The 21,523-nt window shown below is 74.4% G+C and carries 20 protein-coding genes and 1 pseudogene; 6 read left to right on the forward strand and 15 right to left on the reverse strand.

Features of this window, described 5'->3' with window-relative positions:
* The 5 genes and pseudogenes from IE172_RS34535 to IE172_RS14910 form a co-directional block, all read right to left on the reverse strand.
* Positions 1-867: pseudogene (locus IE172_RS34535) on the reverse strand (hypothetical protein); the annotation flags it as partial.
* Entirely contained in the window at positions 864-3,770 is a 2,907-nt protein-coding gene (locus tag IE172_RS14895) for an SCO1167/SCO6262 family helicase (RefSeq protein WP_190097698.1), read from the reverse strand. The gene IE172_RS14895 and the pseudogene IE172_RS34535, both read right to left, overlap by 4 nt.
* Positions 3,771-3,867: 97 nt before the next feature.
* Positions 3,868-4,437, reverse strand: a complete 570-nt coding sequence (locus IE172_RS14900; RefSeq protein WP_190097699.1) for a sugar kinase — start codon at positions 4,435-4,437, stop codon at positions 3,868-3,870.
* Positions 4,434-5,582 (reverse strand): ROK family glucokinase, encoded by a 1,149-nt coding sequence (locus IE172_RS14905; RefSeq protein WP_190097700.1) that lies wholly within the window; start codon positions 5,580-5,582, stop codon positions 4,434-4,436. The genes IE172_RS14900 and IE172_RS14905 overlap by 4 nt, the downstream gene beginning before the upstream one ends.
* A gap of 127 nt (positions 5,583-5,709) precedes the next feature.
* Complete coding sequence (locus IE172_RS14910; RefSeq protein ID WP_190097914.1) at positions 5,710-6,459, reverse strand: GntR family transcriptional regulator; 750 nt, start codon at positions 6,457-6,459, stop codon at positions 5,710-5,712.
* A gap of 116 nt (positions 6,460-6,575) precedes the next feature.
* Between IE172_RS14910 and IE172_RS14915 the strand changes: the two genes are divergently transcribed.
* The gene (locus IE172_RS14915; RefSeq protein WP_190097701.1) at positions 6,576-7,598 is read left to right on the forward strand and encodes a Gfo/Idh/MocA family protein; all 1,023 of its coding nucleotides are present in this window, start codon (positions 6,576-6,578) and stop codon (positions 7,596-7,598) included.
* A gap of 44 nt (positions 7,599-7,642) precedes the next feature.
* On the opposite strand, the gene IE172_RS14920 is transcribed toward IE172_RS14915, so the two are convergent.
* Both IE172_RS14920 and IE172_RS14925 read right to left on the reverse strand, forming a co-directional pair.
* Entirely contained in the window at positions 7,643-8,317 is a 675-nt protein-coding gene (locus IE172_RS14920; RefSeq protein WP_190097702.1) for a response regulator transcription factor, read from the reverse strand.
* 69 nt (positions 8,318-8,386) lie between these two features.
* A complete protein-coding gene (locus IE172_RS14925; RefSeq protein WP_438817015.1) occupies positions 8,387-9,646 on the reverse strand; it encodes a sensor histidine kinase in 1,260 nt (419 codons plus the stop codon).
* A gap of 171 nt (positions 9,647-9,817) precedes the next feature.
* Here IE172_RS14925 and IE172_RS14930 point away from each other — a divergent pair, with 171 nt between their 5' ends.
* The gene (locus IE172_RS14930) at positions 9,818-10,018 is read left to right on the forward strand and encodes a hypothetical protein (RefSeq protein ID WP_190097704.1); all 201 of its coding nucleotides are present in this window, start codon (positions 9,818-9,820) and stop codon (positions 10,016-10,018) included.
* A gap of 4 nt (positions 10,019-10,022) precedes the next feature.
* On the opposite strand, the gene IE172_RS14935 is transcribed toward IE172_RS14930, so the two are convergent.
* Both IE172_RS14935 and IE172_RS14940 read right to left on the reverse strand, forming a co-directional pair.
* On the reverse strand, positions 10,023-10,910 hold the full coding sequence (locus tag IE172_RS14935; protein WP_190097915.1) for a universal stress protein: 888 nt from the start codon (positions 10,908-10,910) through the stop codon (positions 10,023-10,025).
* A gap of 111 nt (positions 10,911-11,021) precedes the next feature.
* Complete coding sequence (locus tag IE172_RS14940) at positions 11,022-11,648, reverse strand: dihydrofolate reductase family protein (RefSeq protein WP_190097705.1); 627 nt, start codon at positions 11,646-11,648, stop codon at positions 11,022-11,024.
* Between the two features lie 146 nt (positions 11,649-11,794).
* On the opposite strand from IE172_RS14940, the gene IE172_RS14945 reads away from it, so the two are divergent.
* The gene (locus tag IE172_RS14945) at positions 11,795-12,556 is read left to right on the forward strand and encodes an SDR family NAD(P)-dependent oxidoreductase (protein WP_190097706.1); all 762 of its coding nucleotides are present in this window, start codon (positions 11,795-11,797) and stop codon (positions 12,554-12,556) included.
* Positions 12,557-12,618: 62 nt separating this feature from the next.
* Here IE172_RS14945 and alc read toward each other — a convergent pair whose 3' ends face one another.
* Both alc and allB read right to left on the reverse strand, forming a co-directional pair.
* Positions 12,619-13,713, reverse strand: a complete 1,095-nt coding sequence (alc, locus tag IE172_RS14950) for an allantoicase (protein ID WP_190097707.1) — start codon at positions 13,711-13,713, stop codon at positions 12,619-12,621.
* Positions 13,710-15,086 (reverse strand): allantoinase AllB, encoded by a 1,377-nt coding sequence (allB, locus tag IE172_RS14955; protein WP_190097708.1) that lies wholly within the window; start codon positions 15,084-15,086, stop codon positions 13,710-13,712. Before allB ends, alc begins: the two co-directional genes overlap by 4 nt.
* 263 nt (positions 15,087-15,349) lie before the next feature.
* Between allB and IE172_RS14960 the strand changes: the two genes are divergently transcribed.
* Positions 15,350-16,153 (forward strand): IclR family transcriptional regulator, encoded by an 804-nt coding sequence (locus IE172_RS14960; protein WP_190097709.1) that lies wholly within the window; start codon positions 15,350-15,352, stop codon positions 16,151-16,153.
* A 30-nt stretch (positions 16,154-16,183) separates the two neighbouring features.
* Here the strand turns inward: IE172_RS14960 and IE172_RS14965 are convergent, their stop codons facing one another.
* A complete protein-coding gene (locus IE172_RS14965) occupies positions 16,184-16,444 on the reverse strand; it encodes a DUF5955 family protein (protein ID WP_229886079.1) in 261 nt (86 codons plus the stop codon).
* Between the two features lie 264 nt (positions 16,445-16,708).
* Between IE172_RS14965 and IE172_RS14970 the strand changes: the two genes are divergently transcribed.
* Entirely contained in the window at positions 16,709-17,326 is a 618-nt protein-coding gene (locus IE172_RS14970) for a nucleotidyltransferase family protein (RefSeq protein WP_190097711.1), read from the forward strand.
* Positions 17,327-17,511: 185 nt separating this feature from the next.
* On the forward strand, positions 17,512-19,137 hold the full coding sequence (gene aceB, locus IE172_RS14975; protein ID WP_190097712.1) for a malate synthase A: 1,626 nt from the start codon (positions 17,512-17,514) through the stop codon (positions 19,135-19,137).
* 28 nt (positions 19,138-19,165) lie between these two features.
* Here aceB and IE172_RS14980 read toward each other — a convergent pair whose 3' ends face one another.
* The 3 genes from IE172_RS14980 to IE172_RS14990 all read right to left on the reverse strand — a co-directional run bounded on the left by IE172_RS14980 (position 19,166) and on the right by IE172_RS14990 (position 21,445).
* Positions 19,166-20,101: a HipA family kinase gene (locus IE172_RS14980; RefSeq protein WP_190097713.1), complete on the reverse strand. Its 936-nt coding sequence runs from the start codon at positions 20,099-20,101 to the stop codon at positions 19,166-19,168.
* An 84-nt stretch (positions 20,102-20,185) separates the two neighbouring features.
* Complete coding sequence (locus IE172_RS14985; RefSeq protein WP_190097931.1) at positions 20,186-20,434, reverse strand: hypothetical protein; 249 nt, start codon at positions 20,432-20,434, stop codon at positions 20,186-20,188.
* Positions 20,435-20,485: 51 nt separating this feature from the next.
* On the reverse strand, positions 20,486-21,445 hold the full coding sequence (locus tag IE172_RS14990) for a TerC family protein (protein WP_190097916.1): 960 nt from the start codon (positions 21,443-21,445) through the stop codon (positions 20,486-20,488).
* Positions 21,446-21,523 lie beyond the last annotated feature (78 nt).

Consider the following 21,523-nt stretch of genomic DNA (forward strand, 5'->3'; position numbering starts at 1 on the left):
CATGCGGAAGGCGTCGGCCAGTGCCGCGCGTACCTCACGCGCCCGTTCCCCGGCGACCCGGTCGCCGCGGGTGGTGCGGGGGACGCGGGGTGCGGGCGCGGCGCGCCGCCGGGCGGGCCCGCTCCGGTCGTCCGCCTGCGCGCGGGCGCGTTCCGCCTCCGCGCGCGCCGAGCGCAGCGCCTCCCGCGCGATGTCCCCGGGCCGCCGGTCCGGGCGGCCGTCCTCGCCCCGACCGGTGTCCGCCGGGTCGCCGGGCCCGGAGGCGGACCCCTCCCTCGCGGCCCCCGCACCCCGCGCGCCCGCCTCCGGCGAGGCGCCTGACCCCGAGGACGGTGTGCTCACGGAGCCGGCCGGTGCCGGGGTGGCCTCGGTCGCCGCGGTCCGCGCCGCGTCCCGCGCGGGCTGCTGGGCGCGGGGCGGTTCGGCCCGTATGACACCCCCGGCGTCATCCACCGTCTCGGCAGCCGCCGTCTCGGCAGCCGCCGTGCCGTCGGACGCTCCCCCGGCAGGGCCGGCCCCGGCCGCACGGGCGTGCGCTCCCCCGGTGGCCGGTGTCCCGGTGGCCGGTGTCCCGGGCCGGGCACCGGCGGGCGGCTCGTCGTCGCGCTTCGGCCCCTCGGCGGGCCGGACGCCGCCGGCGTCCGCCGAGGGGTCGGACAGGCCTGTCCCACTGTCCTCCCCGGCCGTCGGCGCCTCCCCGGGCCGGGCTTCGCGGCGGGCACGGCGGAGCGCCTCCCGGGCCGCGTCGCCCGGACGCTGTGACGGGCCGGCCGGCGGACCGGCCGCGTCGGCCGCCGGTTCGCGCTCCGCCCGTTCGCGTGCCGCGCGCAGGGCCTCGCGGGCCTCGTCGGACGGGCGGGGAGTCATGCCGGCCTCCGCAGGGAGACGAGGTCGGACAGGTCACGGTCGGAGAGTTCGGTGAGGGCCGACTCGCCCGAGCCGAGGATCGCGTCGGCCAGAGCCCGCTTGGACTCCAGCATCTCGGCGATCCGGTCCTCGACCGTGCCCTCGGTGACGAGACGGTGGACCTGGACGGGCTGGGTCTGCCCGATGCGGTAGGCACGGTCCGTGGCCTGCTCCTCGACCGCCGGGTTCCACCAGCGGTCGAAGTGGACGACGTGGCCGGCGCGCGTGAGGTTCAGGCCGGTTCCCGCGGCCTTCAGGGACAGGACGAGGACCGGGGTCGCGCCGCTCTGGAAGCGGTCCACCATGCGCTCCCGCTCCGGCACCGGCGTGCCGCCGTGGAGCAGGTCGACGGGGACCGCGCGCTCGGCGAGGTGCGCGGTGATCAGGCGGGCCATGCCGACGTACTGCGTGAACACGAGGGCCGAGCCGTCCTCGGCGAGCACCGTGTCCAGCAGTTCGTCCAGCAGGGCGAGTTTGCCGGAACGGGCCGCGAGCCGGTCCCCGCCGGCCCCCGCCCGGTCGTCCTTCAGGTAGAGCGCCGGGTGGTCGCAGATCTGCTTCAGCGCGGTGAGCAGCTTCAGCACCAGCCCGCGGCGGCCCATGCCCCGCGCGGTCTCGATGGCGGCCATCGACTCGCGCACCACCGCCTCGTACAGCGCGGCCTGTTCGCGGGTGAGCGGGACGGGGTGGTCGGTCTCCGTCTTGGGCGGCAGTTCGGGGACGATGCCGGGGTCGGACTTCCTGCGCCGCAGGAGGAACGGCCGGACCAGCCGGGCGAGGCGCTCGGCCGCCTCCTCGTCCTCGCCGGTCTCCACCGCGCGGGCGTGCCGGGCGCGGAAGGACTTCAGCGGGCCGAGGAGTCCCGGGGTCGTCCAGTCGAGGAGGGCCCACAGCTCGGAGAGGTTGTTCTCCACGGGTGTGCCGGTGAGCGCCACCCGTGCGGGGGCCGGGATGGTGCGCAGTGCCTTCGCGGTCGCGGAGTGCGGGTTCTTGACGTGCTGGGCCTCGTCGGCGACGACCATGCCCCAGGCGTGCTCGGCCAGGGCGGGCGCGGTGGAGCGCATGGTGCCGTAGGTGGTGAGGACGAAGCCGCCGTCCGCCCCGTCCAGCGTGCGGTCGCGGCCGTGGAAGCGGCGCACGGGGACGCCGGGCGCGAACCGGGTGATCTCCCGCTGCCAGTTGCCGAGCAGCGAGGCGGGGCAGACCACGAGGGTCGGCTCGTCGCGGGCCCGCTTCAGGTGCAGCGCAATGAGGGTGATCGTCTTGCCGAGGCCCATGTCGTCGGCGAGGCAGCCGCCGAGGCCGAGGGAGGTCATGAGGTCGAGCCAGGCGAGGCCCCGCAGCTGGTAGTCGCGCAGGGTGGCGTCCAGTCCGGGCGGTGGCGCGGCGGGCCGCACCCCGGCGGTCAGGCGGTCGCGGAGGGCGGCCAGGGCACCGGTGGGCACCGCCTCGACCGTCTCGCCGTCGATCTCGGCGTGGCCGGTGAGGGCGACGGAGAGCGCGTCGACGGGGTCGAGCAGTCCCAGCTCCCGTTTGCGGGCCTTGCGGACGAGGGCGGGGTCGACCAGCACCCACTGGTCGCGCAGGCGGACGACGGGGCGGTGGGCCTCGGCCAGGGCGTCCATCTCGGTCTCGGTGAGCGGGTCGCCGCCGAGGGCGATCTGCCAGCCGAAGCGCAGCAGGTCCTCGCTCTCGAAGAAGCCGGTGCCGTCGGTCGCCGAGCCGGGTGCCGGACGGACCACCGCCGTGGCGGTGAGGTCCTGGGCGAGGTCCCGGGGCCAGTGCACGGCGACCCCGGCCGCGGCGAGCCGGGTGGCGGCCACGCCGAGCAGGTCGTTCAGCTCGTCCTCGGAGAGCGCGAGCACGTCGGGCGCGTCCTGGCCGGAGAGCCGGTCCAGCGGCGGCCAGACGCGGGCCGCGCGGCGCACGGCGAGGGCGGTGTCCACGCGTGCGCGGGGGCCGAACGCGCGGTCCGCCGCGCCCGTCCAGAGGGCGGCGGCGTCGGCCACCAGGGTCGGGTCGGCGAGGCTGTGCACCTGCACGACCGCCGCGCCCGCGCCCCGCGCGCCGCCCTCGTCGCCGCCCGCTCCCCCGCCGGTGTCGAACAGGTCGTACGCGGACAGGTCCAGGCGCAGTGAGATCCGCACCCCGGCGTCCATCCCGGCGGCGACCTCGGCGGCCCAGTCGTGGGCGGCGGGCAGCCGCTGCGGCGCTCGCGCGGCGAACGGCAGGCCCGACGCGTACGGCGCGGCCGGGGTGCGGGGGAGGGTGTCGGCGACCGCGTCGAGGAAGGCGCGCACCAGTGCCTCCGGCCGGGGCAGCCGGAGCGGGCCCGGTCCGGGGAGCGGGACGGCGTGCCCCTCGTGGGGCAGGGCGGCGGCCACCGCGCGCAGGTGCGCCACGTCGTCCGGGTCGAGCGGGCCCGCCCGCCAGGCGTCGTGGCCGGCGGCGGTCAGTCCGGGGAGGAGCCGGCCGCGGGCCGTGAGCCGCAGCGCGTGCAGGGCGGCGGCGCCCCAGCAGGCGGTGGCGGGGTGGGCGGCGGGATCGTGCCGGGCGCGGACCAGCAGGGGCAGGGCCTCGTCGACGGGGAGGGCGAGGGCCGTGACGGGCCTGCGGCGCACCCCGGAGCCGTGCGCGCGGACGACGGTGAGGTCGGTGCGCCGCGCGGGGGCGCCGGGTCCTCCGGGGAACGGCGGGAGGTCCGAACCCGCGGGGTCCTCGGGGTCGTAGAAGGCGATCCGTCCGTCGCGTGGGAGCGGTGCGGGCAGGAAGACGGCCGCGAGCCGGACCGGGACGTCCGCCGCGTGCGTGTCTCCGGGCCCGGCGCCCGTGTCCCGTCCCGCTGCCGGGATCCGCTCATCCATACGTCCTGTCACCTCCCGCCCGCGTGTCGGCTCCGATCGTCTTCGACTCTACGGGCGGGGTCTGACAACCGGCCCCCGAGGGCCGGTGCGTCCGGGATCAGGGCACGGTGCGCGAGACGAGGTACACCCTCGGGTAGCCGGGCTTGTCGTGGTTGACGACGATGTCGTGGGTGGGTGCCGGGTCCTCCTGCTCGTGGACCAGTCCGGACCAGGTGCCGGGGCCGTCGAAGGTCCAGCCGGTGACGTCCCGGTCGCGCGCGCCGATGGTGAGGTCGCCCCGCTTCAGCTCGCTCTCCTGCACCCCGATGCCGGTGAGGAAGGCGCTCAGGCCGGCGTCGGTGGTCTCGAACTCGACGTACAGGCGGCTGGTCCTCCAGTTGTTGGTCTCGTAGTAGGCCACCCACCAGGCCGGGTGGGGCAGGGGGACCTGGTAGATGCGGCGCTGGAGCTTGGAGGGCCAGCCCTCGGTGAGGCCGGTCGCGGAGTACTTCGCCTCCTTGTCCTTGCCGCTGGCCCGGCTCTGGTTCGCCGAGATCACCAGGTAGCCGGCCGGGACGCCGATGAGCAGCACGATGATCAGCAGGGTGAGGGCCCGGCGGCGGTTGCGGTGGCGCCGGTCCTCGGCGGGGCCGGGTTCGCCCGGCTGCTGGGGGAGGTCGCCGGTCACAGGGACTCCTGGGTGGTGCGGCGGGCCTCCGCGTACCGCTCGTAGCGCTCGTAGCGTTCGACCCGGCGGCGCTTGGCGCGGCGGAAGCGGCGGGCGACCAGGCGGGCGAGGTCGGCGGCGCCGACCATGCCGGCCTCGGGGCCGAGCTGGGCGCGGACGATGTGGGCCTCGGGGCGGTAGCCGCGGCCGGTGAGGTGGCGTTTGAAGGCGTCCCGGGCGGGGCCGATCAGCAGGTCGTCGGCGGCGGAGACGCCCCCGCCGATGACGAAGCAGGACGGGTCGAGGGCGGCGGCGAGATTGGCGATGCCGACGCCGAGCCACTGGCCGATGTCCTGGAGCAGTTCGACGCACATGGCGTCGCCCTCGCGGGCCAGCTCGGTGATCATCGGGCCGCTGATGTCGGCGATGTTGCCTTTGACGTGCTCGATGATCCCGTAGGCGACGGGCGAGTCGGCGGCGGCCAGCTCGCGCGCCTCGCGGACCAGCGCGTTGCCGGAGCTGTACTGCTCCCAGCAGCCGCGGTTGCCGCAGGGGCAGCGGTGTCCGCCGGGGACGACCTGCATGTGGCCGAACTCGCCGGCGACTCCGTACTTGCCGCGCTTGACCTGGCCGTCCTCCAGGATCGCGCCGCCGATGCCGGTGCCGAGGGTGATCATGACGAGGTGGTCCTCGCCGCGTCCCGCGCCGAAGCGCCATTCGGCCCAGGCGGCGGAGTTGGCGTCGTTGTCGACCAGGACCGGGACGGCGAGACGGCCGGCGAGGCGGTCCCGCAGCGGCTCGTTGCGCCAGGACAGGTGGGGGGCGAACAGCACGCGGTTGCGGTCGGCGTCGACCCAGCCGGCCGCGCCGATGCCGACCGCGTGCACGTCGTGCCGGTCGGAGAGGTCCAGCACCAGTTCGACGATGGTGTCCTCGACGACCTTCGGGCTCTTGGACTTGTCCGGGGTCTCCGTGCGGAGCCGCTCCAGGATGTTGCCGTCGGCGTCGACGACGCCCGCCATCACCTTGGTGCCGCCGATGTCGATGCCCACCGTCGGGACGCGGGGCGCCGTCAGGTGGGAGCGGCGCTCCCGGGTGCCGACGGTTCTCAGGACCGGGGCGCGGCGGGAACCGATGGGGGCGGTGAAGTCGCGGTAGGTGCTCATCGTGTGCGATTCTGCCGCACGCTCGCGCCGGGAACCGAACGGATCCCGTGTGCAAGGGGTGCGGATCGCCGCCGCGGCGCACCGTGCCGGCGCCGGTCGCTTTGTCCGGACATTGCGACGTGGGCGGTCAGGAGCGCACGAGGAGCTGGAACTCGAAGGAGTACCGGTCGGGGCGGTAGGTGTGGGTGCCGAACTCCACCGCGCGGCCGGTGTCGTCGAAGGTGACGCGCTGCATGGTGAGCAGCGGGGCGCCGGTCCGCTCACCCAGCCGCTCGGCCTCGGCGGCGGTGGCGGCCCGGGCGCCGATGGTCTGGCGGGCGCTGTGCAGGGTGATGCCGGCGGCCCGCATGAGCCGGTACAGGCCGGTGGCCTCGAGCTGGCCGGTGTCCAGGTCGAGCAGCCCGGACGGCAGGTAGTTGCACAGGTAGGCCATCGGCTCCCCGTGGGTGAGCCGCAGCCGTTCGAGCCGGTGCACCTCGCTGTCCTCGGCCACGGCGAGCGCGGCGGCGACGTCGGCGGACGCGGTGACGACGGTGTTGACGAGCACCCTGGTGGCGGGGCGCTGGCCGGCCGCCTCCAGGTCGTCGTAGAGGCTGCTGAGTTCCAGTGGGCGCTTGACCTGGCTGTGCACCACCTGGGTGCCGACCCCGCGGCGGCGCACGAGCAGGCCCTTGTCGACGAGCGACTGGATGGCCTGGCGGACGGTCGGCCGGGACAGGCCGAGGCGTGCGGCGAGCTCGATCTCGTTGCCCAGCAGGGTGCCGGGCGTCAGCACGCCACGCTCGATCGCGGACTCCAGCTGCTGGGACAGCTGGAAGTACAACGGCACGGGGGAGCCGCGGTCGACGCCCAGCTCCAGTTGTACGGTCGGGTCCACTTCTGGTTTCGGCACGGGCCGAGCGTAGCCGCGTGCGCTGTTGACGGGAAGTCGTGTAGTTCGGTTGTCCGGACATACGGATTGACAGGGGACGGTGCGGGGCCCACTTTGATTCCATGCGCATCGGGGTCATCGGTACGGGCCGTATCGGCACCATTCACGCCCACACGCTCAGCAGGCACCGCGACGTCGGTTCCCTGATCCTCACGGACGTGGATCCGGCGCGGGCCCAGGCCCTCGCCCACCGGCTCGGCGAGACGGCGGCGCCCGGGGTGGACGAGATCTACACCTGGGGAGTGGACGCCGTGGTGATCACGGCGGCCACGTCCGCGCACGCCGAACTGATCGGCCGGGCGGCACGCGCGGGGCTGCCGGTGTTCTGCGAGAAGCCCGTCGCCCTGGACCTCGCGGGCACGTTACAGGCGATCACGGAGGTCGAGACCGCCGGGACGGTGCTGCAGATGGGCTTCCAGCGGCGGTTCGACGCCGGCTACGCCGGCGCGCGCGAGGCGGTGCGCTCGGGCAGGCTGGGGCGGCTGCACACCGTACGGGCGATGACCAGTGACGCGGAGCCGCCGCCGGCCGGGTATCTGGCCCAGTCCGGCGGACTGTACCGGGACACCCTGATCCACGACTTCGACATGCTGCGCTGGGTGACCGGGCGTGAGGTCGTGGACGTCTACGCCTGCGGTTCCGACGCCGGGCCCGCGATGTTCCGGGACGCGGGCGACGTCGACACCGGTGCGGCGCTGCTGACCCTCGACGACGGCACACTCGCCGCGGTCACCGCGACCAGGCTGAACGGCGCGGGCTACGACGTGCGGATGGAGCTCGCCGGGGAGCGGGACCAGATCGTCGTCGGTCTGGACGACCGTACGCCGATCGCGTCCACGGAGCCGACCGGCCCGCCGGCCGCGGACAAGCCGTGGTCGGGGTTCCTGGAGCGGTTCGGGCCCGCGTACGAGGCCGAGCTGATCGCGTTCGTGGAGGTGGTGCGGGGCGAGCGGCCCAATCCGTGCGACGGGCGGGAGGCCCTGCAGGCGCTGCTGGTCGCGGAGGCCTGCGAGAAGTCCCGGCGGGAGCGCCGGCCGGTCCGTCCCTCGGAGCTGCTGAGCGGGCCGGAAGCGGCGCTGCCCTGACGTGCGGGCGGCGGCCCGGGGAGCGTGGACGGGACGACGGCGGGTCAGGGTGTGTCGGTCTCCTCCAGGAGGCCGGCGTCGTGGACGAGCAGGGCGATCTGCACACGGTTGTTGAGGCCGAGCCTGGCCAGGACGCGGGAGACGTGGGCCTTGACGGTGGCGACGCTCATGTAGAGCTCGGCGGCGATCTCCGCGTTGGCCAGGCCCCTGCCGACCGCGACGGCGACCTCCCGCTCGCGGTCGCCCAGGCCGGCGAGGCGCGCCCGCGCGCGGGCGTTGCGGGTGTCGCCGCCGCTCGTGGCCGCGTGTGCCATCAGCTGCCGGGTGACCGCGGGCGACAGCACCGGGTCACCGGCCGCGACCCGGCGGACCGCGGCGACGATCTCGGCGGGCGGGGTGTCCTTGAGGACGAACCCGGCGGCACCCGCGCGCAGCGCGCGGAGCACCTGTTCGTCCGCGTGGAAGGTGGTGAGCACCACCACCTGCGGGGCGTCCTCGCGGTGGCGCAGCGACTCGGTCGCGGTGAGACCGTCCACCGTAGGCATCCGGATGTCCATCAGGACGACGTCCGGGCGGGTGCGGTCCACCAGCGCCTCGACCTCGCCGCCGTCGGCGGCCTCCCCGACGATCTCGATGTCGTCCGCGCCGCCCAGCATGAGGGACAGCCCGGCCCGCACCAGCGGGTCGTCGTCGACGAGGAGCAGTCTGATCGCAGTCATGGACGGTACGTAATCACGACGGCGCGCGACGGGGACACCGGGCCGCCCGGTCCGCCCGGACCCGGCGGCTCACTCCCACGGCAGCCGTGCCCGCACCGCGAACCCGCCGTCGGGGTCCGGCCCGTGTTCCAGGGCGCCGCCCGTCAGGGTGGCCCGTTCGGTGAGGCCGATCAGTCCCTGCCCGGCCCCGGGGACGTGCGGTACGTCCCCCTCCGGCGCCGGGTTGCGCACCGTCACGGTGAGCCCCTCCCCCGGCCCGCCGGCGACCGTCACGGTGACCTGCGTGCCGGGGGCGTGCTTGCGGGCGTTGGTCAGGCCCTCCTGTGCGATCCGGTAGGCGGTGCGGCCGACGGACGCGGGCACGGCGGCCGGGTCGGTGACCCGCTGGTCCAGGGTGACCTGCATGCCGGCCTCCCAGGACTCGGCGGCCAGCGTGCCGAGCGCCGCGAGGGTCGGCTGCGGCCGGCCCGTGTCCTCGGACTCGCCGGCCCGCAGCACCCCGATGATCTCCCGCAGGTCCTGCAGCGCCTCGTGCGCGCTCTCCCGGATCACGCCGGCGGCCCGCGCGATCTCCTCGCGGGGTGCGTCGGGCCGGAACTCCAGGGCACCCGCGTGCACGCTCAGCAGCGTCAGCCGGTGCGCGAGCACGTCGTGCATCTCCCGCGCGATGGCCTCCCGGGCGAGCCGCTGTGCCTGCTCGGCCCGCAGCCGCGCCTCCGTCTCGGCGCGCCGGGCCCGGTCCCTGAGGCTCAGCATGAGCTGGCGTTTGGAGCGGACGAACATGCCCCAGCCGACGACGGCGACGGTCAGCACCACGAGGAGGACGATCGCGGCGACGTACGGCAGATCGGGGTCGGGGCGCCACCAGAAGTAGAGCGGGACGAGCACCGTCTGGACACCGGCCACCCAGGCCACGTACCGGAAGGGCCGGTGCACGGCGAGCGTGAACAGGGCGATCACGGCCACGCCGCCGGAGGTCTCCGAGACGAAGCTCACCGGGACCATCACGACGGCCAGCCCGAGCGGCCACCGCCGGCGCAGCCAGAGGGCGCCGCAGGACAGCGCGCCGATCACATGGTCGGCGGCGACCAGCGCCGGGGAGAGGCGGGGGCTGTCGCTGAGCGTCTCGGCGCCGAGCAGGCCCACCAGGACGGCCAGCAGGAAGCAGGCGAAGTCGACGATCCAGTCGCGCGCGGTGCGCCGGGGCCGCCGCCCGGAGCGGCTCGCGTCGGGGTCGAGTTCGTGGACGAGGGCGGACGGGAAGAACCATCGGCGCCCCGTGAACACCGGGGCGGTCTGCGCCGCCTTGTCACCAGTCACGGTCGGCAAATCTACGCACGGCCGGCCCGGCGGGGTGCCGCCGGGGACGGATCGGCTACCGAAGTCGCGGCGGCGCAGACTTTCGGCGCGGTCACCGGCCCGCACGACCGCCTTCCGGCGGGCCGGCTCCCGTCCCGCGGCCGATGCGGGCGGGACGGCCGCGGGGCGAGAGTCGGTGGCATGAAGCAGACGCTGGAGGTCGTGGGGTTCCTCGCCCTGGTGCAGGGGGTGGCCGGTCTGGTGACCGGGTTCACCGGCTGGAACTGGGGGCTGGTGCACCGGTGGGGGTTCCTCGACGGCTACGAGATCTACGCGAGCATCGCCCTGCTGGTGCTGGCCGGTGCCCTGTTCGCGGCCGCCGAGAGCCGGGGGGCCGGCTGACCCCTCAGTGGCGGTCGCCCGTCCCCCGCACCACCGCGACCGGGCTGTGCGCGTGGTGCAGCAGCGCCTGGCTGACCGACCCCAGCAGCAGTCCGGTGAAACCGCCCCGCCCGCGTGCGCCGACGACGACGAGCTGCGCGGACCGGCTGGCCTCGATCAGTTCCTCCCGCGCCCCGCCCCGTACCGTCCGGTGCTCGACCTGGACGTCCGGGTAGCGCTCCCGGAAGCCGGCGAGCGCCTCGGACAGCAGGCTCTCCTCCTCGCTCACCAGCGCCCCCGGCTCGTTCGCGTACGGTGCCGACGCGTCCTGCGGGGCGGGCATCGGAGCGTTCCAGTCGGTCCAGGTGTGCAGCGCCACCAGCGGCGCCTTGCGCAGGGCTGCCTCGGCGAAGGCGAATTCCACCGCCCGCTGCCCGGCGGCCGAACCGTCGACGCCCAGCACGATCGGGCCGTCCGCCCGCGCTTCCTCGCGCACCACCAGGACCGGGCAGCGGCCGTGCGCCGCCAGGTGGACCGCGGTCGAGCCCACCAGCAGTCCGACGAACCCGCCCATGCCGCGGGTCCCGACCACCGCCAGTTCCGCGCCGCGCGACTGCGCCTCGAGCACGGTGAGGGCGTCACCGGTCACCACGACCTGGTCGACGGTGACCTCGGGCGCCGCCTCGCGGGCGCGTTCGACGGCCTCGGCCATGAGGCGGTCGATCATGTTCCGCAGCCCGCCCTCCGGCGGTCCCAGCGGGGACGGCCCCATCGGTACGTGCATGGCGGGCCAGACGCAGGCGTGCACCACCCGCAGCCCCGCCCCCCGCGACGCGGCCTCCCGCGCGGCGACCTCCACCGCGGCGAGCCCCGACGCCGAACCGTCCACGCCCACGACCACGAGACCGCTCACCATGACTCCTTCACCGACCCGTACTGGCTTCCGTCGTTCCGTCTCTCACGCCCCAGCATGGCGCCCGCGCCCCGCCGTTGTCTTGGGACCTTCGGCCCTCGATGCCTCCGGTCAGGAGCTCTCCGGGAGCGCGTACTCGCCGTACCGGGGACGTCCGTCGACGTCGTAGGACTGGACGGACACGCCCGCGGAGGTGATCCGTCCCCCGGTGTGCCGCAGGGCGGTCGGCGGCGAGCCCTCCGGGAACAGCCGGCGTCCGGCGCCGAGAACGACCGGGAAGGTCAGCAGGTGCAGGGTGTCCACGAGGTCCAGGGCGAACAGGGAGCGGACGAGGGCACCGCTGCCGTGCACCTGGAGTTCGCCGTCGGTGCGCTCCTTGAGGGCCGGGACCTCCCGCGCGAGATCACCCCCGATCACGGTGGTGCCGGCCCAGCCGGGGTCGGTGAGGCCGGCGGAGGCGACGTACTTCGGCAGCGCGTTCAGCTTCCCGGCGACCGGGTTGCCGGGGTCGGTCACCTTCGGCCAGTAGGAGGCGAAGATGTCGTACGTACGGCGGCCGAGGAGGAAGGCGCCCACGCGGGAGAAGACCTCGTCGACGAACCGTCCGAAGTCCTCGTCGCCGTAGGGGACGCTCCAGCCTCCCTGGTCGAAGCCGTCCCTGGTGTCCTCCCTGGGCCCGCCGGGGGCCTGGTAGACGCCGTCCAGGGTGCCGAAGGTGGTCACTACGAGCTTGCCCATGGCGGGTTCCTGCCTTCCGGTGCGTGGGTGGGGTCACGCCGTCATCCGTTCAGACCGGTACGGGGCCCGCAACTCATCGCCGGCCCGGCCAGGTCGACGTCCGTTCGCCGCCGGTGCCGGGGCTGCGGACGCGCTGGGATGGACCCATGACACATCAGACGACGCACACGACGGAGAAGAACCTGCTCGGCAGGGCGGCCCTGGTCACCGGCGGCAGCCGCGGCATCGGCGCGGCGACGGCACTGCGGCTCGCGCGGGAGGGCGCGGACGTCGCGGTGACCTATGTGAACGGCAAGGAGGCGGCCGGGGACGTCGTACGGGCCGTGGAGGCGCTGGGGCGCCGCGGTGTGGCCCTGCGGGCGGACGCCGGCGACCCGGAGGACGCGGCAGGGGCGGTGACGGCGGCCGCGCGGGAGCTGGGCGGGCTCGACGTCCTCGTGAACAACGCGGGCGTCGGCCTGCTCGGCCCGGTGGAGACACTGACCCCCGCCGATGTCGACCGGGTGCTCGCGGTCAACGTGCGCGGGGTGTTCCTCGCCTCCCGCGCGGCGGCCGCCGTGATGCCGCGCGGGGGGCGGATCATCACCGTCGGCACCTGCATGACGCAGCGGGTGCCGGGGCCCGGCGGGACGCTCTACGCGATGAGCAAGTCGGCACTGGTGGGGCTGACGAGGGCGCTGGCCCGGGAGCTGGGTGAGCGGGGGATCACGGCGAACATCGTGCACCCGGGGCCGATCGACACCGACATGAACCCGGCGGACGGACCGTACGCGCAGGGTCAGGCGGCGATGACCGCGCTGGGGCGCTTCGGGACCGCGGAGGAGGTCGCGGAGACGATCGCCCACCTGGCGGGGGCGTCCTACGTCACCGGCGCGGAGTTCTCCGTGGACGGAGGCCACGCGGCCTGACGTGCGTTCCTCCGCCCGGCGGCCGCACGACGGAGGGCGCGTGCCGGTCTCCGGGGGCGCGGTCAGGTGTGCAGGGTGCTCATGCCCTGGTCGGTCAGGGAGCCGAAGAGGCGCAGGCGGGAGATGCCGCCGTCGGGGTGGATGTCCAGGCGGGCGTGGGTGGCGGTCACCGGTTCCGGGAGGACGAAGCGGTGGCCGGTGTCCGGCTGGAGCCGGGTCCGCGGCAGGATCTCCCGCCAGTCGCCGTCGTCGCCGTCCCTGACCGACACCGACGCCCAGCCCGCGCTGTTGCCCTTCAGGTACGCCGTGTCGATCTCCAGGGCCCGGACGCGCGCCTGGGCGACCAGGACGTAGCGGATCCAGTCATGGCCCCGGTCGCGGCGGCGCCGGGTCTCCCAGCCGTCGTCCATCGTGCGGGAGCGCCCGGGCATGATGGTGTGGACGGCCGGTGAGTAGAAGCGGTCGGACACGTCCTCGACGCGGCCGCCGTTCTCCAGGGCGACGGCGTCGAAGGTGCCGAGCGCCGCCAGCCACGCCGGGTCCGGGACGACCTCGCCGTACACGCGCAGCCGGGCGATGCCCCCGTCGGGATGCTGCTTGAGGCGCAGGTGGGTGAGGCGTTCCCCGGCGGTGACGGCGAAGCCGTTGGCCGCGTGGCCGCCCACGGGGGTGCGCGGTACCAGCGTCGTCCACTCGACGTCGTCCGCGAGCAGTTCCCCGGGGGACGGGGTGCCGGAGACGGAGGTGCCCTCGACGGACACCGCCTGCGGGTGGTTGCCGCGGAAGTGGGCGGTGTCCACGACGATGCCGCGGACGATGCCGGGCGCGCCGAGCCGGATCAGCGCCCAGTCGTGGTCCTCGTCCGCCGGCCAGGGATGCCCGGCGGACGTGCCGCGCCGGCGCCGGGTCTCCCAGCCGTCCATGATCTTGCCCTTGTTCCCGAAGTGCTCGGGGTCGAACACGGGGCGTCCCGGCAGCAGGAGGTTCTCGCGCTGGGCGAAGAACTCGTCGTTGGCGGCGATGACCCCGGCGCCGAGCCGGCGGTCGGCGAGGTCGACGTGCTGGGTGAAGGGGAAGTCGGCGGTGCGGTAGTCCGCGTACGGGTCACCGCCGCCGTAGGGGTGCGCGTCGCCGGTGAATCTCTCGATCGCCGTCACGGTGTTCCGGTCCTGCCTCTCGGGTGTCGGTGTCCGTGGGAACGGGTGAGCAGTCGGCCCTTCGGTTCGGTGAACTCTCCGCCGGCCATGACGCGTCGGCCGCGCAGCCAGGTGGACCTGACGACGCCGTGCAGGGTTCTGCCCGCGTACGCCGTCACCCGGTTGCGGTGCTGGAGGGCCGCCGGGTCGACGGTGAAGGTCTCGTCGGGGGCGAGGACGGCGAAGTCGGCGTCGTGGCCGGGTGCGACGGCGCCCTTGCGGGTGCCGAGGCCGGCCAGGCGGGCGGTGTGCGCCGCCATCCAGCGCACCACGTCCTCCAGGCCGTGGCCGCGTGCGCGGGCCTCGGTCCAGACGGCGGGCAGGCTGAGCTGGAGTCCGGAGATGCCGCCCCAGGCGGTCGAGAAGTCGTCCGTCTTGAGGTCGGCGGTGGACGGGGAGTGGTCGGTGACGACGCAGTCGATGGTGCCGTCGGCCAGGGCCTGCCAGAGCAGGTCCCGGTTGGCGGCTTCGCGGATGGGCGGGCAGCATTTGAACTCGCTGGCCCCGTCGGGGATTTCCTCCGCGGTGAGGGTGAGGTAGTGGGGGCAGGTCTCCACCGTGACGCGTACGCCGTCGGCCTTGGCGGCGGCGATCACGGGCAGCGCGTCGCCGGAGGAGAGGTGCAGGACGTGCACCCGCGCGTCCAGGCGTCTCGCCAGGTCGACGAGGTGGGCGATGGCGGTGTCCTCCGCGCGGCGCGGGCGGGAGGCGAGGAAGTCGGCGTACCTGGGTCCGCCGCGCTGCGGGGCGGCGGCGAGGTGGCGCGGGTCCTCGGCGTGCACGGTCAGCAGTCCGTCGAAGGCGGCGATCTCCTCGAGGGAGCGGGCCAGTTGCTCCTGACCGAGGTGGGGGAACTCCGCCACCCCGGAGGGCGACAGGAACGCCTTGAAGCCGAAGACGCCGGCCTCGTGCAGGGGGCGCAGGTCCCGGACGTTGTCCGGCAGGGCTCCGCCCCAGAAGCCGACGTCGATGTGGGCCTTGCCGGCGGCGACCCGCCGTTTGGCGCGCAGGTGGCCGACGGTGGTGGTGGGCGGGAGGGAGTTGAGCGGCATGTCGATGAGGGTGGTGATGCCGCCGGCGGCCGCCGCGCGGGTGGCCGTCCGGAAACCCTCCCACTCGGTGCGGCCCGGGTCGTTGACGTGCACGTGGGTGTCGACGAGGCCGGGCAGCAGGACGTCGTCGCCGAGGTCCTCCAGACGGGCGCCGTCGGGGACGGGCGCGTCGTGCGCGGTGACCGCCGTGATCGTGCCGTCGGCGACCGCGACGGAGGCGGCCCGCGTCCCCTCGGGAGTGACGACGCGCGTCGAGCGCAGCACGAGTTCGGCGTCGGTCACCCGGATCCTCCTGGACGTCCGCCCGTGCGCGGGCACAGGGGCACGAGAACGATTTCAACGTTCCGTTGAAGGAGTGTTCCCCTCGGGTTCCACCCCGTCAAGGGCACCCTTCCCGGCACGACGGCCCGCCGGACACCCCTCTGGACAGTTTCACGAGGCGGAATGAGGATCTCCCCCGGCAGAAGGCGCCCGCGCACCAGCGGGCGGCCGACCGGCTGCCGGGTAGGCTCTGCCCGTCCCGCCAGTCCCGAAAGGAACGCGCCGTGCCGACGTCCAGCGCCAGCACCACCGACTCCGCCCGGTCCGCCGGCGGCGGCGTGCAGTCCCTCGAGCGCGCCTTCGACCTGCTCGAACGGATGGCGGACGCCGGAGGCGAGGTCGGCCTCAGCGAGTTGTCGGCGAGCAGCGGGCTGCCCCTGCCGACGATCCACCGCCTGATGCGCACCCTCGTCACCTGCGGCTACGTGCGCCAGCAGCCCAACCGCCGGTACGCCCTCGGCCCCCGTCTGATCCGGCTCGGTGAGTCCGCCTCCCGGCTGCTGGGCACCTGGGCGCGGCCGTACCTGGCCCGGCTGGTGGACGAGACCGGCGAGACGGCGAACATGGCGCTGCTCGACGGGGACGAGGTCGTGTACGTGGCGCAGGTGCCGTCCAGGCACTCCATGCGGATGTTCACCGAGGTCGGGCGACGTGTCCTGCCGCACTCCACGGGCGTGGGCAAGGCCCTGCTGTCCGGCTTCCCGCCGGAGGAGGTGCGGGCCCTGCTCGGCCGCACCGGCATGCCGGCCGCGACGGACAGGACCATCACCACCCCCGAGGGCTTCCTGGCCGCGCTGGAGGAGGTGCGCCGCCAGGGCTACGCGATCGACGACAACGAGCAGGAGATCGGGGTGCGCTGCCTCGCGGTGCCCGTGCCGGACTCCCCCACCGCGGCCGCGATCTCCATCTCCGGTCCGGCCGGCCGGGTCACGGAGTCGGCGACGGAGCGGATCGTGCCGGTACTCCGGCAGGTCGCCGTGGAGCTCTCGCAGGCCCTCGCGGCCCCGGGCACCGCGCCGGCCGTCTGACGGCACGCGCCGCGGCCCCGGGGCGGTCCGTCAGCCGCGCGGCGACGGGCCGAACAGGTCCACCGCCTCGCGCAGTTCCCGCACGCCCGGCCCGAGGGCGCTGACCGAGCCGATCGCCCCGGCGACCAGCAGCAGCGAGCGGCGCAGGCCGGGAACGTCGGGGTGGTCATCGGCGGCCAGGTCCGCCAGGATGGCGAGTTCCTCCTCCGCGACGCCCCGGTCCCGGAACTCCACGGGATGGGCGGCGAGGAGACGACGTAACCGGGCCACGGCGGAGCGCAGCCCCGTCACCCGTGGATCCACCTGACTGCCGGTCGCACGCCGGTGCTCAACGCTCCGCAACACGGTCCTCCCCCTGACAGGTCGTCGCGCGCCTCCCCGGCCGGCCCCCGCACCCCGCCGCCGGTCGGTGCGCGCCAGTAAACGCCACCACGGGGCCTTTGCGCCAGTCCGCTGCGTCATCGACTTGCTCCACAGCGTGACAGCCGTGGCCCGGGGCCCACGCGTTCTCCGCGCCGCCCCGGCGACGCCCGGCGGGTGCGGTATGCAGGACCCATGACGGACGACGAGGACCGGATCACGGGAATCCTGCTGGCGGCCGGGGGCGGGCGGCGTCTGGGCGGGCACCCCAAGGCGCTGCTCACCCACCGCGGCCGGCCACTGGTGGAGCACGCGGCGGAGGTGCTGCGGGCCGGCGGCTGCGCGCGGGTGCACGTGGTGCTCGGCGCCGGGGCGGACGAGGTGCGCGCCCGCGCCTGTCTGCCCGGCTGCGTCCTCGTCGACAACCCGGCGTGGGAGCGGGGCATGGGCGGCTCGCTGCGCGCCGGGCTGGACTCCCTGGCCGGCACGGGCGCGCGGGCCGCGCTGGTGCTCCTGGTGGACCAGCCGGGGATCGGGCCGGAGGCGGTCTCCCGGGTGCTCGGCGCGTACCGGTCGCCCGCGTCGCTCGTCTGCGCCGCCTACGACGGCGTGCGCGGCCATCCCGTCCTGTTCGGCGCCGGGCACTGGGCCGGCGTCGCCGCGGCCGCGACGGGCGACCGGGGAGCGCGCGCCTATCTGAGGGAACACGCGGACCGGGTCGCGCTCGTCGAGTGCGGTGACGTGGCCGAGACGTACGACATCGACACCGCGGCGGATCTGGCGCGCCTCGATCCGGCCGGGGGCCGCGGGTGAGGGGTACGGACACCGGAGCCGCCTCCCCGCCCCCGGAGCGCCTCCGCGTCAACGGAACGTTGAACTTCCACCATGAGGAAATTACCATCCACCGATCAGAAGTACCCACGTCCGTACGGCCGTTCCGAGCCGCTCCCGCGCCGACCGGCACCCCGAGCCCCGCACGCCGAAGGAAGTGACAGCCGATGTCCGCACCAGCGCCGTCCCCGCTGGCCATCGTCGACGCCGCGCCCCTGCCCCGGCAGGAGGAGGTCCTCACCGAGCCGGCGCTCGCCTTCGTGGCCGCGCTGCACCGGCGGTTCACGCCCCGGCGTGACGAACTCCTCGCCCGCCGCGCGGAGCGCCGCGCCGAGATCGCCCGCACCTGCACGCTCGACTTCCTCCCGGAGACCGCCGCGATCCGCGCCGACGACTCCTGGCGGGTGGCGCCGGCCCCGGAGGCCCTGAACGACCGCCGTGTCGAGATCACCGGCCCCACCGACCGCAAGATGACCGTCAACGCCCTCAACTCCGGTGCCCGGGTGTGGCTGGCGGACTTCGAGGACGCCTCGGCTCCCACCTGGGAGAACGTGGTCACCGGACAGCTGAGCCTGATCGACGCCTACAACCGGACCATCGACTTCACCGACCCGGCGTCCGGCAAGTCCTACGCCCTGCGCCCCGACGAGGAACTGGCGACGGTCGTCGTGCGCCCGCGCGGCTGGCACCTGGACGAACGGCACCTCACGGACCCGGACGGCACCCCGGTGCCCGGCGCGCTCGTCGACTTCGGCCTGTACTTCTTCCACAACGCGGCGCGGCTGACCGAGCGCGGCAAGGGCCCCTACTTCTACCTCCCCAAGACGGAGTCCCACCTGGAGGCCCGGCTGTGGAACGAGGTGTTCGTCTTCGCCCAGGAGTACCTGGGCATCCCCCGCGGCACCGTCCGCGCCACCGTCCTGATCGAGACGATCACGGCAGCCTACGAGATGGAGGAGATCCTCTACGAACTGCGCGAACACGCCTCGGGGCTGAACGCCGGCCGCTGGGACTACCTCTTCTCCCTCGTCAAGAACTTCCGTGACGCCGGACCGAGGTTCGTCCTCCCGGACCGCAACGCGGTCAGCATGACCGCCCCGTTCATGCGCGCCTATACCGAACTCCTCGTGCGCACCTGCCACAGGCGCGGCGCGCACGCCATCGGCGGCATGGCGGCGTTCATCCCCTCCCGCCGGGACCCGGAGGTCAACAAGGTCGCCTTCGAGAAGGTCCGCGCCGACAAGGACCGCGAGGCGGGCGACGGTTTCGACGGCTCCTGGGTCGCCCACCCCGACCTGGTGCCGATCGCCATGGAGTCCTTCGACCGCGTGCTCGGCGACCGGCCGCATCAGAAGGACCGCCTCCGCGAGGACGTCGACGTGCGCGCCGGGGACCTCATCGCCGTCGACACCCTGGACGCCAGGCCGACGTACGCGGGCCTGGTCAACGCGGTGCAGGTCGGCATCCGCTACATCGAGGCCTGGCTGCGCGGACTCGGCGCGGTCGCCATCTTCGACCTGATGGAGGACGCGGCCACGGCCGAGATCTCCCGCTCCCAGATCTGGCAGTGGATCAACGCGGGCGTCGTCCTCGACAACGGCGAGCGGGTCACCGCCGAGCTGGCCCGCGAGATCGCCGCCCGGGAACTGGCGGACATCCGCGCGGAGCTCGGCGAGGAGGCGTTCGCCGCGGGCAACTGGCAGCAGGCCCACGACCTGCTGCTGAAGGTCTCCCTGGACGAGGAGTACGCCGACTTCCTCACCCTCCCGGCGTACGAGCAGCTCAAGGGCTGAGCCCCGCGCCCGGGCGGGTGGCCCGAGGTCACCCGCCCGGGCGCGGCCGTCCGCCCAGGTGGACCGACCAGTCCTGTTCCGCCGCGGGCTTGCCGTGCAGGTCCGGGACGCGTTTGAGCCAGTCGGGGCGCCCCTGCCGCGTGCGGGCCGCGCGCCGGGCGTTCTCCTCGGCGAGTTCCCGCGCGCCGGGGAAGTCGGTGGGCAGCCAGGACGCCGAGGAGCGTACGCGCGCGTGGAGGTACGTCACGTACGCGTCCCGGACCTCGTCGGGCGTGGCGAAGCGCGGGTCGCCGGTCAGCCAGTCGTCGGGGACCTCCGCGGCGACGGACCGCAGCAGTTCCCGGGTCACCTTCGGCGCCAGCTCGGCGTCCGCCGCGCGGACGTCGGGCCCGTACCGGCCCAGGGCGTGGTGCCGGAAGTCGTACGCCTTGGCGGGGTCGGAGCCCTCCCAGCGGTGGTGGAACACGAGGGCGGCACCGTGGTCGATGAGCCAGAGCCGCGGTGGTGCGACGCCGAGCGTCGGCCACACCACCAGGTTGGAACTGTGCACGGTGCGGTCCACGTTCACCGTCAGCGCGTCCAGCCAGACGATCCGCCCGGCCTCCAGCGGATCCACGGGGAAGTCCCGGGCGACCTCCGGGGTGAAGTCCCGGGCCCGCGGCAGGTGGTCCATGCCGAGATTGACGCCGGCGCTGGCGGCGTGCAGTTCCCGCACCTCCTGGTGCGGCTCGCGGGCCGCCACCGCCGGATCGAAGTGCACCAGGACCAGCTCGGGGAACCGCAGTCCGAGCGCCCGCGCCAGCTCCCCCACGATCACCTCGGCGACCAGCGCCTTGCGGCCCTGCGCCGACCCGGTGAACTTGACGACGTACGTGCCCAGGTTGTCGGCCTCGCACAGGCCGGGGACGGAACCGCCGGAGTGCAGCGGCTCGACGTAGCGGACGGCCGTGACCTGCTTCAGCATGCTCCCGGTCCACCCCGTCCTCGTCCGGCGTCCAGTGGGCATCCTAACCGGGCGTGACCTCGGGGCACGGGCGGCAGGGCGCGGTCAGGCGGGCGGCCCGGTCGGTGCGCGGCGGTGGCCGGCCTCGGCGCGCACGGCGCGCGGCGGGTGCGCGGGCACGTACTCGGGGACGTAGTGCTCGCAGTCGGGGTTGTGGCAGGGGCCCGCGGTCCACCGCGGGACGTTGATCCCGAAGGTCTTGTGCCGATGCACGACGGTGTCCACCGGCTGCCGGCACGAGCCGCACACGCGCCCGGCGGACCGGGTCCCGTCACGGTTCCGGTCGCTGCCCATACCACCACTTTATGCCTGCTTTGCTCTTTTCGGGCGGTGGGCGGGTCCCGGTCATCCCCCCTGCTCGGACTTCTTCTCCGGTGGCGGGCGCAGCATGCTGAGCCCGATGGACGCGGCCAGCACGACGACGATGACGGCGAGGCTGACGAGGGAGGGGATCTCGGGCACGGACGTGCTGATCGTCTTGTGGGACGCCTGGAGGACGAGCTTGACGCCGATGAAGGCGAGGATCAGGGCGAGGCCGACGCTGAGGTAGTGGAAGCGGTCCAGCAGGCCGGCGAGCAGGAAGTACAGGGCGCGCAGACCGAGGATGGCGAAGGCGTTGCTGGTGTAGACGATGAAGATGTCACTGCTGACGGCCAGCACCGCGGGCACGCTGTCGACGGCGAAGACGAGGTCGGCCGCCTCGATCGCGGCCACGACGGCCAGCAGCGGGGTCCCCACCCGTTTGCCCGCCTCCTTGACGAAGAAGTGCGGGCCCGCGTACTCGTCCCGGACGGGGATGAACTTGCGCAGCAGCCTGACCGCGAAGCTCTTGCCCGGGTCGAAGCTCTCGTCCTCGCCCTTGAGGATCTTGTAGGTGCTGTAGAAGAGGATCGCCGCGAAGACGAACAGCACGGCCGTGAAACGGTTGACCACGGCCACACCGGCGGCCAGGAAGATGCCGCGGAAGACCAGGGCGCCCAGGACACCGAGGAACAGCACGCGGTGCTGGTAGGCCCTCGGCACCTTGAAGTAGCCGAAGATGAGGGCGAAGACGAACAGGTTGTCGACGGACAGGCTCTTCTCCAGCAGCCAGGCCGTGGTGTACTCCACCCCCGCGTCCGTTCCGACGACGAGGAAGACGAGGCCCCCGAAGGCGAGGGCCAGTCCGATCCAGGCCCCGCTCCAGGCGGCCGCCTCACGGAAGCCGATGACGTGCGCCGTGCGGTGCGCGAGAAGATCGACCGCGAGGGACACCAGCACGAGGACACCGAACACGATCCACAGCCACAACGGCACGTCATGCACAAGCACGCCTCCTCGGGCGCGATCCGCCGGCAGTCACCTCTCAGAGTCTGGGGCATCCGGCGGGTTGCCGCCTGTTCG

This window comes from Streptomyces griseoflavus (assembly GCF_014649995.1).
Lineage (GTDB): Bacteria > Actinomycetota > Actinomycetes > Streptomycetales > Streptomycetaceae > Streptomyces > Streptomyces griseoflavus.

What these genes read in the sequence shown, in the direction of transcription:
- IE172_RS14895 (WP_190097698.1), bottom strand. Translation starts at nt 3,770, where the DNA reads ATGGATGAGCGGATCCCGGCAGCGGGACGGGACACGGGCGCCGGGCCC.
- IE172_RS14905 (WP_190097700.1), bottom strand. Translation starts at nt 5,582, where the DNA reads ATGAGCACCTACCGCGACTTCACCGCCCCCATCGGTTCCCGCCGCGCC.
- IE172_RS14915 (WP_190097701.1), top strand. Translation starts at nt 6,576, where the DNA reads ATGCGCATCGGGGTCATCGGTACGGGCCGTATCGGCACCATTCACGCC.
- IE172_RS14920 (WP_190097702.1), bottom strand. Translation starts at nt 8,317, where the DNA reads ATGACTGCGATCAGACTGCTCCTCGTCGACGACGACCCGCTGGTGCGG.
- IE172_RS14930 (WP_190097704.1), top strand. Translation starts at nt 9,818, where the DNA reads ATGAAGCAGACGCTGGAGGTCGTGGGGTTCCTCGCCCTGGTGCAGGGG.
- IE172_RS14940 (WP_190097705.1), bottom strand. Translation starts at nt 11,648, where the DNA reads ATGGGCAAGCTCGTAGTGACCACCTTCGGCACCCTGGACGGCGTCTAC.
- IE172_RS14945 (WP_190097706.1), top strand. Translation starts at nt 11,795, where the DNA reads ATGACACATCAGACGACGCACACGACGGAGAAGAACCTGCTCGGCAGG.
- IE172_RS14970 (WP_190097711.1), top strand. Translation starts at nt 16,709, where the DNA reads ATGACGGACGACGAGGACCGGATCACGGGAATCCTGCTGGCGGCCGGG.
- aceB (WP_190097712.1), top strand. Translation starts at nt 17,512, where the DNA reads ATGTCCGCACCAGCGCCGTCCCCGCTGGCCATCGTCGACGCCGCGCCC.
- IE172_RS14980 (WP_190097713.1), bottom strand. Translation starts at nt 20,101, where the DNA reads ATGCTGAAGCAGGTCACGGCCGTCCGCTACGTCGAGCCGCTGCACTCC.
- IE172_RS14985 (WP_190097931.1), bottom strand. Translation starts at nt 20,434, where the DNA reads ATGGGCAGCGACCGGAACCGTGACGGGACCCGGTCCGCCGGGCGCGTG.